10 protein-coding genes are annotated in these 11,680 nt (G+C 58.0%); 3 read left to right on the top strand and 7 right to left on the bottom strand.

The features are described 5' to 3' along the window. Positions 1–190: 190 nt before the first annotated feature. Positions 191–835: a GNAT family N-acetyltransferase gene (locus tag DW925_RS05025; RefSeq protein ID WP_117766521.1), complete on the top strand. Its 645-nt coding sequence runs from the start codon at positions 191–193 to the stop codon at positions 833–835. Between the two features lie 82 nt (positions 836–917). Here DW925_RS05025 and DW925_RS05030 read toward each other — a convergent pair whose 3' ends face one another. Continuing rightward, positions 918–2,468, bottom strand: a complete 1,551-nt coding sequence (locus DW925_RS05030; protein WP_158565744.1) for an RNA-binding domain-containing protein — start codon at positions 2,466–2,468, stop codon at positions 918–920. Positions 2,469–2,657: 189 nt separating this feature from the next. Continuing rightward, complete coding sequence (gene aguA / locus DW925_RS05035; RefSeq protein ID WP_117790520.1) at positions 2,658–3,779, bottom strand: agmatine deiminase; 1,122 nt, start codon at positions 3,777–3,779, stop codon at positions 2,658–2,660. Between the two features lie 181 nt (positions 3,780–3,960). On the opposite strand from aguA, the gene DW925_RS10340 reads away from it, so the two are divergent. Next, positions 3,961–4,755 carry a LuxR family transcriptional regulator gene (locus DW925_RS10340; RefSeq protein ID WP_304999748.1) on the top strand — a complete coding sequence of 265 codons (795 nt, stop codon included), beginning with the start codon at positions 3,961–3,963 and terminating at the stop codon, positions 4,753–4,755. Positions 4,756–5,131: 376 nt separating this feature from the next. Here the strand turns inward: DW925_RS10340 and DW925_RS05045 are convergent, their stop codons facing one another. From DW925_RS05045 to DW925_RS05055, 3 genes are all read right to left on the bottom strand, one after another. Next, complete coding sequence (locus DW925_RS05045; RefSeq protein WP_117790522.1) at positions 5,132–6,508, bottom strand: MATE family efflux transporter; 1,377 nt, start codon at positions 6,506–6,508, stop codon at positions 5,132–5,134. A gap of 87 nt (positions 6,509–6,595) precedes the next feature. After that, positions 6,596–8,224 carry an amidohydrolase gene (locus DW925_RS05050; protein ID WP_158565745.1) on the bottom strand — a complete coding sequence of 543 codons (1,629 nt, stop codon included), beginning with the start codon at positions 8,222–8,224 and terminating at the stop codon, positions 6,596–6,598. 315 nt (positions 8,225–8,539) lie between these two features. After that, positions 8,540–9,532, bottom strand: coding sequence for a helix-turn-helix transcriptional regulator (locus tag DW925_RS05055; protein ID WP_117654947.1), 993 nt, complete (start codon positions 9,530–9,532; stop codon positions 8,540–8,542). A gap of 128 nt (positions 9,533–9,660) precedes the next feature. On the opposite strand from DW925_RS05055, the gene DW925_RS05060 reads away from it, so the two are divergent. Continuing rightward, complete coding sequence (locus DW925_RS05060) at positions 9,661–9,852, top strand: hypothetical protein (RefSeq protein WP_117640166.1); 192 nt, start codon at positions 9,661–9,663, stop codon at positions 9,850–9,852. 36 nt (positions 9,853–9,888) lie between these two features. Here the strand turns inward: DW925_RS05060 and DW925_RS05065 are convergent, their stop codons facing one another. Both DW925_RS05065 and DW925_RS05070 read right to left on the bottom strand, forming a co-directional pair. Then, a complete protein-coding gene (locus DW925_RS05065; RefSeq protein ID WP_117654946.1) occupies positions 9,889–11,298 on the bottom strand; it encodes an APC family permease in 1,410 nt (469 codons plus the stop codon). Then, entirely contained in the window at positions 11,288–11,470 is a 183-nt protein-coding gene (locus DW925_RS05070; protein ID WP_117637033.1) for a hypothetical protein, read from the bottom strand. Before DW925_RS05070 ends, DW925_RS05065 begins: the two co-directional genes overlap by 11 nt. Positions 11,471–11,680: the final 210 nt, after the last annotated feature.

Raw genomic sequence — 11,680 nt, forward strand, 5'->3', positions numbered from 1 at the left:
GGCCTATACCAGCGCTAAAAGTGGGAGATTATCCACTCTCATCGAGCAAGTGTCCGAAAATCCGCCCTCATTCCTTCTTAGGGCCCTCCGTCCCCGAGGTATCGTGGCTCGTCTGTCGAATGATTGATGCGGGCGCTCTGCGGCCATGTCACACTCAGAGGTGGCCTGACCCAACTTGGAAGGAGCCTCCATGAGCCTTGACAACGTAACCCTGCGCGCCGCCACGCTCGATGACCTTGCCGGCATCGCCGCCATCTACAACCGGCTGTGGTGCAATACGCTGCGCAACCGCGGCGACGTCGAAGCCGCCGATTTCTGCGCGCGCTTTAACATTGCCATGCAGCTGCAGCGCTCCCCCATCGCGCTTGTCGCCGAAGCCGAGGGCCGCATTATCGCCGCCTGCTGCATCGGCATCTTCGAAGACGGCAAGCCGCGTACCAGCCCCACGTGGGTACCCTGCTACGACGAGATGTTCGCCCAGGCAACCGAGATGGCGAAGACCGCCGACGCCAAGCTCGAGGGCTCGCTCTTTGGCGACAGCCGCGAGAAGGCCACGGCCGACCGCTTTGCCGCCACGGGCAATGAGTATGCCCAGGGCCAGCTCAACCTCATCATCATCGTGCCCGAGTGGCAGGGCAAGGGGCTCGGCCGCGCGCTCATCGACCTTGCGCGCGCCGAGCTCGCCAAGGCAGGCTGCACCAAATTCTTCCTGATGAGCGACTGCAACTCCGACTGGCAGTTTTACGAGCACCTCAACATGAAGCGCATCCTAGAGGACCACAGCCAAGACACCGGTGACGGATTTATCGTCTATATGTACGGAGGCACGCTCTAAGTACCCCTTCAATCAAGGTGCGCCGGGCACCCGGCCCTTGGCCTCTGCCCAGGAATAACCCAGGGGGCCGGACCGCCCGTCCCTAAACCTGCCCGACAGCGCGATATCTCGTCGCCCGAGCGCGCCCCTCTTTAACGAGTGCGCCTTCCTCAAGCAAACCGTTGATAACCCGCAGCGTCACGTCGCGCCCAGTTCCCAGCGCGTCCGAAGCATCCTGGCGCGTAAAACCGCGGGGCCGCTCAAGGGCAAAGCGAATCAAGGTGCGAGCGTATCCACCACGTCGCTCGTCCGAGACATCCTGTAGCATCGCGGACGCCTTGCACGCAACATCAAAGCCAAGCTCCTCCACGAGCTTGGCACGCACCTCGTGGCCGCAGTCGCCATTCATCGACACGTGCCCCTCTCGCTGCGCTTGCACGGATGCAAACGCCTGCGAAACATCGGGCGGCAGTGCCCCTTCCCGCTCGAGCTGCTCATAATCGCTGTAATCCCCACGCAAGTTGGGACCGCTATTGCCACGAGGCGTCAGATAGGAATTGCGCACGGCGTTGACGTTGGGCAGCGACAACCTAAACATTGCAGGGTAGGCGCAGACCTCGGGTTCCAACCCTTCCGCCTCATAGAGCGCACGGATCCCCTTGAGGCCCGTTCCAAACGCCTCAACCATCCCCAGACGCAAAAAGAGCAGTTGCAGCTTTGGATTCCGAGCGTCCGAGCCGCCCGCAAGCGCCTCCTCGACGCTGATGTGCTGCGGCCCTCCCGCATTGGTAAATTCAAGCGCCGTACGGCTCATCTTGATAAGAGACGCCACCGAAGATTCGTAGTCGCGATGGATAAACAGGTTCAGAATTCCCTCTCGAACAGCCTCGCGGGGATAGTCGTCCTTATCTATGCGATCGAGCCTTCCCGGCACAAAGTACATACGCGTTGCGTTCGATATATTGAGGAACCGTTCGATATCCTCTATCTGCCTGAAGATCGAGCCCTCGCCATCCTGACGGTCGATAAACTCGGTATACGCATCGTCGTTGAAGAGGCCAGCGCGGACTGCAAAGGGGTTTTGGTCAGAGACCAGCAGTGCCAAATTGGTGTAAAAGCCCAGTTCATCGATAAGGCCGAGATTCTTTTGAGAGGTTTGGTCGAACGTAATCTCCGCGCGCCTAAAGACCCGCTCGGCTTCAAAAAACGTCAAGCTCTGTTCATGAGAGCGTGCGGTCTCAAAATAATCGCCGTCGGTGCGCTTGATCATCGAGCGGATCTGGGCCATCTCGATGGGCACGTTGGCAGGACCTAGGCGCCGATATACCCCGGCGGGAACAAATCCCTTCGAGCACAGGCAGTACGGCTTGTGAGGACCCGCTTCCACCTCGATTTTCACCAACGCTGCGCCATCGATGTCCAATGCGGAGACCGTCGTGATTTCAGAAACGTCGGGATACACGCCATCGGTTATTGCATTAGAGCATTGAAGCATGGTGGCATCGATATCGTCCACGCCGATGATACTGCCAAAATCGTCGATTCCGATATACAAGGTACCACCATTCGAATTGGCAAACGCCACCACAGCTTTGAGCAGCTTAGGGGTAAATGTGCACTTGAACTCCACAGTCTCACTTTCAACAAGCTGCATGCAACCCCCTATCATCGACTATCGACGATTCTAGACCAACTATCGACGATAAGCAAGGCCCCTGGTACCCTCGCTTAGACCCGAGTGCCCGCGTGCAACGCTGCCCGCCGCACGCAAAAGGGCCCGCCAGCGTGTGCGCCAGCGGGCCCCAAGTCATATCGACACTACCCCGTGTGCCTGCAACCGCCTCTACTTGCAGCGCGCCTTGGGCTGCTGTTGGGTGATGCAGTGGATGTTGCCGCCACCATAGATGACCTCGCGCGTCATGATGCCGATGACCTCGCGATCCGGATAGGCGGCTTGGATATCCTTGAGTGCCTGGGCATCGTTGGGGTCGCCAAACTGTGGCACCAGCACCGCCCCGTTGATGGGCAAGAAGTTGAGGTAGCTGGGCTCAAAGGCGTCCTCGGGAGTACGCGGCAGCACACCCTCGACCGGATCGATGGTCGATGCCTCCTCCTCGGTCATATATACCGAGGTCGCAGGCATAATCACCTTGTGGATCTTGAGCTTGCGGCCACGAGCATCCGTCGTCTCGGAAAGCGTCTTATACGCCTCTTGGCACTCCTTGTAGAACTTATGGTTGGGATCGTCGGTCCACATGCAGCAGACCTCGCCGGGCGCACTAAAGCATGCGACGTCGTCCACGTGGCCGTTCGTTTCGTACGGATCGATACCGTCCTTGATCCAGATAACCTTCTCGATACCGAGATACTCAGAGAGCTTCTCCTCAATCTGCTCCTTGGTGTACTGCGGGTTGCGGTCCTCGTTGAGCAGACACATCTCGGTGGTCACGACGGTGCCTTGACCATCACAGTTGAACGAGCCGCCCTCGAGGATATAATCCTCGGGACGATAGCGGTTAACCTGCTCGAGCTGTGCCACCTGCAGGCCAATGGAAGCGTCCTCGTCCCACGGGAAATACAGGCCGTCAGTGAAACCGCCGTAAGCATTAAAGTGGAAGTGCGAAAGAGCAACCTCACCATTGTCATTAACGAGGAACGCCGGGCCGGGGTCGCGAATCCAGCTGTCGTTGTACTCCATGTGGATAACGCGCACGTTCTCAACGCCGTCGAAGATCTCACACACCGCGGGGAAGTCTTCGGTGTTGACGCCCACAGTGATGGGCTGAAAACGTGCAACGGTCTTGATGATCTCAGCGAAGACCTTCTGCGCCGGCTTGGCGCCGCAGCGCCACACGTCGGAGCGGTGCGGCCACAGAATCCAGGTACGCTCCTGCTCCTCATACTCGCCGGGCATATAGAAACCGTCTTTTTTGGGCGTTGATTCGCTCTCGTAAATGGTCTTCATGTTGGCTCCTCACTTTGGGTCGAACCTGTTTGATGACACCCCCATTGTGCTGCGGCGACAACGGCGTCTCAATGGACCTTGGGTACCCATTCGGCAGCCAAAAGTCGACCGTTCACTGACCTAAAGTTCTAGTGGACCGGCACGCATGCCATACTGGCTAGATGGCACGAAAGGACTCCCCATGACACATGCGAACAACGCAGATAACCAGAACGTTGAGCTCTTTGCTCAAGATTGGACCGCTCTCAACGAATGCGCGCTGTGGACACATGAGCAGGGGTCGCTCAGCGCACTGCAGGAAGGCCTACTCAAACGCATCGCAGACGTGATTGCGCACCGTGTCTCGATGTTCGATATCGCCCAGACGGGGGCTCACGGACAAACGCAATTTGTTCGCCCCGTCGCATACGGAATGTCCGCACAGGCGCTTGATGATTATTACGAACGCTACGCCGCGTATGACTACACCATTTGGAGCTTTGACAAGCGGGTGGTCGATGTATATCGCGATCTGGACCTGGTGGATGTCGAGCGCCGCAATGGCACGCCCATCTACCTGGAATGGATGCAGCCCCTGGGAATTTATTATGGCTGCACGGCCACACTGGCGCACAAGGCCACGCCGCTCGGCTCGATTACGCTGTTCCGCGCCGAGCAAGACGGCGACTTTACCGATTCGGAGCTCGAGATCCTCCGCCAGATTGCCCGGCACCTGAGCGTGCGCCTGCATCAGCTACTCCCACACGGGTATGCCGAGGGCGCAGATGAAAGCCCCGCCAGCGTGCTTGCCATCAAGGCCGCTCTGCTCCCCCGCGAAGGCGAGGTCCTCAAGTTCATGCTCACCGGCAAGACCAACCACGAGATAGCTGTTGAGCTCTATATCTCCGAGTCGACCGTCAAAAAGCACGTCAACGCCATCTACCGCAAACTCGGCGTCAAAAACCGCATGGGTCTCATGGCGCTGCTGCAGCCGTAGTGCACTCCCCCTCGGGACGGCATGGATCCACTTTGGTTTACAAACGGCGGACGAGCCAGTTGTAAATGACTTGGCCGATAACAGATGATGTTGACCAACTGTTATCGGCCAAGCGGATATCAACATGCAGCCTTTGTTTGCAGAAAAACCTGAGGCCCTAAAGGGATGAAATCTAATAAAAGGTCCTCGGTAATTACCATAATCTTGTAGTAGTGTTTTCCACAATCTTATAGTAGCCCAGTTCAGAAGCGTTATTTATAGAACCGAAATCTCGGACCCTAAATAACAATAACCACCACAATGGGAACTGTCCCCATTGTGGTGGCTTGCAGACGAGTTGACTTATTCGACTATCGCGCGCCGGCCGTGTCCGAGTCTAGAGCGTGGCAAGTCGCTTAGATTCGCGGACGGCGAGGGCGATGGAGATAAGACCAGTGATGGCGTCAGCCGCCACCAAGGCAAACCAGACACCCTGAACGCCCATCATGTTGCCAAGCAGGTACATAAGCGGCACGGAGCAGATCACGTAGCGAAGCAGACCGGTGAACGTGGCGATACCCACCTTCTCAACCGCCTGGAAGTACATCGACATGGTCATGGCAAGATAGCCCAGGGCCACGGCCAGGATAACGATACGCGTGGCGGTGGCGGCAACCTCGACGAGCTCCGGGTCGCTACCAGCAAAAAAGGCGCAGACCGGCGTTGCGGCCACCCATAGCACAGCAGACACCGCAGCCAGCGTCACAACCTGGTACTTAAGCGTGCAGGAGAGCGTCTCCTTAAGGCGTGCCCAAGCCTTTGCGCCGGCGTTGAAGGCAGCGATGGGCTGCAGACCGTAGGAGAAGCACTGGGCAACCATCATGGTAATGTAGAGGATGTAGCCGTTGATCACGCCAAAGGCTGCGATGTAGAGCGAGCCCATGTCGCCGCCGAGCGAACCCAAAAGCGAGTTGGCAACGGTATTAAAGATAAAGGTCGCACCCTGGACCAGGAAGAACGGGAAGCCGATCTTGAAGATCTGGCCGCAGATGGCGAGGTCGAGCTTAAGGTCGGCCAGGCTAATCTGGAGCTGGGACTTTTTGCCCCCGATGAACCAGAAGATACCGATGGCCCAGATACCGATGGAAAGCCCGTAGTACACGCCGGCGCCCATAACGCCAAACTTGAGCACAAACGTGGAAAGCGCGAGCCAACAGATGGCGACGATGGCCGAAACGGTCATGAGGTTGGCCTGGATCTGAACCTTCTCGTCCACACGCATCACAGCGGTGATCATCTGGCCAATGACCGTGAGCGGCAGTAGCACGGCGAAGGTGCGCACGCCGGCAACGGTATCGGCCATGATGTCGGGCGTGGCGCCAAAGAATGCGCAGATGGGCTCGGTAAACACTGCCATCACCACAGCAAGCAGCACACTCACGATCGTGGTAAGCCAAAAGCCCTGGCTAAAAGCCTTGCTTGCGCCCTTGATGTCGCCGGCACCCAAAAGGTTGCCCACCACGGCGGGCACGCCGGTGCCAAACAGGTTGCCAAAGGCCAGGTTGATGTACTCGACCGACATAATGATCGAGACACAGGCCAGGCCGTGGGCACCTAGGCCCCAACCCATCACGAGGCCCTCAAGGACCACCATGATGATCTGGGCGAGCATGCCCTGGCCGGTGACGATGGTGTACTTACGCACCAGACCGGGAATCGGTTGGGAGGCGAGCTCGCGCTCCTCCTCCACGGCAGCGGTTACTTCTTCTGCCATTGTTCTCCCCTTTCCTTGAGAGAGTAGTGCTGAATGGATGTCAGGCGACTGACAACTGGCACCAAGCCGCCCAATCAAACGATGGCGCTATGCCTCAAAGACCACCTTGCCGGCGATCATCGTGAGGGCTGCGGTAGCCTCGAGCACCTCGGCCGGCTCGCAATCAAAGAGATTGCGGTCGAGCACGCAGATATCTGCCTGTTTGCCGCACGCGAGCGTGCCGATGCGGTCCTCGGCATGCATGGCGTAGGCGCTGCCATAGGTGTAGGCGCGCAGAGCCTCGGCCATGGTAATGCGCTCCTGGGGGAACCAGCCCTCAGGGTTGGAACCGTCCTCGAGCATGCGGAAGACCGCGCCGTACACCTCCTCCATGGGCTCCAAGCCCACAACGGGGAAGTCACTGCCCAGGTGCACCACGGCTCCGCTGGCAAGCAGGCTATGCAGGGGCCACGAAAGCGCGGCACGCTCGGGACCCACGGCTTCGTCCTTGGCAAGGTCAGCCATATCGAGCAGCATGTGCCACGGCTGCATGCCGGGGCAGACGCCGAGCTCGGCATAACGCGGCATATCCTCGGGTTGAACCGTCTCGTTGTGCTCCATGGAGTGGCGACAATCCCGCTTGCCATGCAAGCGCTCGCCCTCCTCAAAGCAATCGAGCACAAAACGCACCGAGCGATCGCCGATTGCATGGACGCGCGTGTCAACGCCCCATTCCTGCGCCCTGACAATGGCGGCACGGATGCGCTCTGGATCCTCCGCGGGCTCACCGCAGGTATCGGGCGCGTTGGAATAGGGTTCAAGCATCCAAGCGGTGTGGTCGGAGCACACGCCATCAAGAAACTGCTTAAAGCCGTGCCACTCGACCTGCGTACCCGAGAAGGCGTATTTCTCCTTGATCTGCTCGAGCGTTAAGGACTCGTTTTCGAACAGATCGGTGTACAGGAACACGCGCAGTGGCAAGTCGCCCTTGGCATTAAGACCTGCCAACACCGCATACGGGTTTTCCATGCTCACAAACGTAGGATTGACCATGCCGACCGTAGTGATTCCCAGGGCATTGGCGCGCCGGGCGGTTTTTGCAAACGACGCGTCAACAACCTCGGGCGCTGGGTCGTAGACCTCGTCCATAAAGAAGACGCCGGCGTTGTTGGAAAACACGCCCGTCAGATTGCCCTCGGCATCCTTAAGGATCTTGCCGCCTGCGGGATCGGGCGTCTGCGAAGTTACTCCCACCTTGTTGATGGCGCAGGTATTGGCACTAAAGGTATGCAGGTCAACCTGCTGCAGAAAGACCGGGCGATCCGAGATGTACTCATCGATCATCGCGGCTGTGGGCATCTCGGGGACATCCCACTGGAACTGGATAATCTGGCAGCCCAGGATCCACTCGTTATCGGGATGGTCGGCCGCAAACGCCACGACACGTTCCATCGCCATCTCAAAACTGGTGCAGTCGATGAGGTTGACGGCAAAATCGGGGTCGGTCATGAACGCGCCCTGGGCAAAATGCGTGTGCGAGTCAATCAGGCCGGGCATGACGAGCTGGTCGCCAAAGTCGCGCACCTCGGTATCGGGACCGATAAACGGTGCCAGGTGGGCATCGTCACCGCAGGCAACGATTTTATCGCCCCGCACGGCAACGCCGCCCTTAAACGGCTCGAGCCCATCGCCGGTAAAAACGGCGTTGCTCTTGATAACTACATCAGCCTTGTCCATGTGAGCCTCCTCAGGCATCTTTGGTTGCAACGCGGACGCACCGCCCGCGTGGGCACTCGGTTGGGAGCGTAGCGCTCCCGCATCGGCGCGTGCCTACAAGCCGTGCTCGGACGTCTGTCCCACGTCCGCGGCTTCGCGCTACACCCATTGATACACAGGGGCAAATCCATGCCAAGGCCAGGGACCGCAAACGGTCAGTTTAAGCAGGTTTACACGCTTTACCTGCAGGTTTATTGTCTGAGATTATTACCGCGTCATTACGCCCAACGGCGTGCCCGCCCACACGGCAAGACCCGCATGCAAGGAAGAATAGGGCTAGGAACGCCAAAAGGTATCTATGAGGTCATCTCGGTTGGAGACACCGCTTTTAACGTAGATGCGATGCAAGTGTGCCTTGACCGTGCCAGGGCTGATGACCAACTCGCTGGCGATGTTTTGGGCGTCGTTGCCCTTCAGCACCAGTGTGAGCACTTCCTGCTCGCGCCGTGACAGCTTATGGGCGTCGGCATAAATCACCACACGCGATGCGAGGTCGTCCTCAGAGCTTGCGCTCTCGGCCGCCACGTCCTCATCGGCACGCGGATGACGGGCATACACACGCAGGATATGGCTAAACTGGCAAAAAAGCTGAGCCGCGCATACCACGAGCAGCACGTTTTCGGAGATATTGCGCTCGGACAGATACCACAAAAAGAGGCTGATGACGGGGTTTTGAAAGTCGGGGTGGCAGAACAAGATCATGTAGGTGTCCTCGGCGATTACGCAAAACGCAAGAACGAGTGCCACCTTCCAAAAGAGCTTTGAGCGGTCGAGGTCCAGCTTCTCAACACGAGTGGCTCTGCACCGGTAATGCCAGGCGGCATAGGCAAGACATCCTACATTGCCCAGGTCACGCGTGAGCCAAAAGAGATACTGCTGCATCTCTCCGGCAGCGCCGCTGCGAGGCACCAGCAGCAATTGCAAGATTGAAAACGGCACGATAGCGAGCCCGAGCATGCGCGACGTCGGCCTTTTGCGCAAGCGTGCAAACATCCACAGCACAATGCAAGCATAGATGGCAATACCGAGCACGCAGCGCAGCAAGGGGTGCTGCAGCGGCTCGCTAAAGGTAACGGCGTAGTCATATTTGAGCCGAGTGTACTCGTCAAAAAAGATGACCGACATATCGAGCATGTAGAGCAAAAAGCCCGCCGCGGCCACTAGGCTGTCGCGACGGTGCGTCATGAGCCAAACCACCAATGCCACGGCACTGGTCACCAGAGCCACACCCATGATAATCGTGGTGTAGATATAGAACGCGAAACTCATGCCCGCCTCCCCTGTCTAGATGCCGTGAGGATGTTGACAGATTCTTTGCCGCAAGATTAGACTCACCGATTAAACGTACTGTATCGTTTAGATAAACAAGCTGTGTCTCACCGATGAAAGGAGATGCCATGGCGCCTATCGCACCGCTCAAAATACTCGTTGCCCCTGCCGCCAAGGCCATCGTCCACCTGTGCGACTCACTTACCTACAATGACGTCCCCTGTGTCGTCGAAGAGCGTTCGGACAGCTGCCCCTATCTGGGCCACGTCCCCTTCTTTGCGCCTAAGCTCGTTTCCGATCCCGAGCACCGCGAACAGTAATCCAAGATGCACCAAGCGCTGCGCAACTCGCGGCGCTTACTGTTTTGGTGCAAAGTAACCTGACCCCCGTGCACCAACGCCGGGATTGTCGACGCTTCGGCCGCGGCGCGATATGAGGCGCGAAACCTCGCCCAATAACAGGCCAATCACTACGCCCGCGAGAATCGGCAACTTTGCCATCTCGGCAGGTGAGCTGTTGAGCGGCACAATCGTAGCAACAATCGAAAGCACGAGCTCCACCACGGGAATCGCAAGCGCCACCGCGAGCACCTTGCCCTCGAAAGGCGCACGGAACACACGCGAGCGATTATCGTGCTTGCGCAGACGCCAAAACGCTGGGAACATGGGGATATAGCTCATGAGCAGAAAGACGACGTTCATCGAGAAGAAGACCCAAAAGACGTCGGAACCCTCACCCAGCGGAATCTGGAGCAGCAGCACCAGGCTGGCAAAACAGCCGTTAATGAGCGCCGAGCCGTTGGGCATGCCGGTCTTTTTGGACACCAACGCAAAGGGACGCGGCATGTTGCCATGGCGCGCGGCATAGCTCGCTACGTTGTTGACGCCAAAGCTCCAGCAGATCATATTGGCGAACAACGTCACCAAAAAGGCCACGCCCACGACCATCGTCAGCGGGTGGGTGCGCCCCACCATAGCGGCGACTGCGTCCACAATGCCCGAATCGAGTGAAAGCTGCTCGGTGGGAACCGCGGCTCCAATGCCAATGCCACAGATGATGTAGATCGCCGCAATGGCCACGCCACCGGCAATAACCGCCTTGGGGATATCACGCGACGGGTTCTTCATCGTGCTGGCAAAGGTCGCGACCACTTCGAAGCCCATAAAGTTGAACAGGATAATCGATAGGTACGTCAACGAATTGGTGTCGCCCAGATCTGGAATGAAGGTCTTAAACGACATATCGTTGGCAAAGCCGTTATTGCAGGCAAACCAAATGCCGACGATTCCCACCACAGCGGTAATGAGCACCTTGATGACGGCGCCGCCGTCCATGACCCAATCTGCCTCGGCCACCGGCTGCATTGCCATGACCGTGACGCCCCACACAAAGACAATCTCGATGGCGATTCGGATCCCGAGTGAAAACTCGATACCCCACACCGCATTAATGACACTGGGGAACATGCAGGCGATACTTGCCACCCACAGCGGAAAGTTAACCCAGTAGCACCAAGAGCAACGGGCGCCCCAACGGTCGCCCAGGCCCAAGCGAACCCAATCGTACAGGCCGCCCTCGGAATCAAACGCCGTACCCAGCTCGGCCACCACCAGACCATAGGGAAGCAAAAACGTAATGATAAGGAAAATCCACCAGAAGAACTGTACGTTACCCATGGCAGATGCCGGAGCCGCCGCCTCGATGGTAAACACGACGCAGATAACCGAAAGGATGACCTCGATCAGGGAGAACTTTTTACCTGCCATGGCGCGCGCCCCCTACAGCAAAAAGGATGGCATCTGTACCGAAGGCGCAGCCCAAGGTAGGGTTGCAGGCCGCGTCACCGGTGCAGGTGCCATCCCAGAGAGAGGAGAGGATGCATTTGTTGGACCAACGCTCGCGGAACAGGCGCGTGTAGATAACGATACGCTGGTACATAGATACTCCGATCAAAACGGCCGCGTTCACGACCGATAACTTTCGGCAATTGAAGACGCGTCTGACCTGGGAAATTCAAGCGAACAATTGGCCTAACCCGCAAAAAATCCCAGGCCAGACGCGTACTCAATCAAAGAAAAGGGCACTCCGAAGTGGAGGCAACGGAGTGCCCAAAGAAAAACCCAACCGACCAAGACATCGGGCAAGCCG

Source organism: Collinsella sp. AM43-1 (assembly GCF_003467925.1).
GTDB lineage: Bacteria > Actinomycetota > Coriobacteriia > Coriobacteriales > Coriobacteriaceae > Collinsella.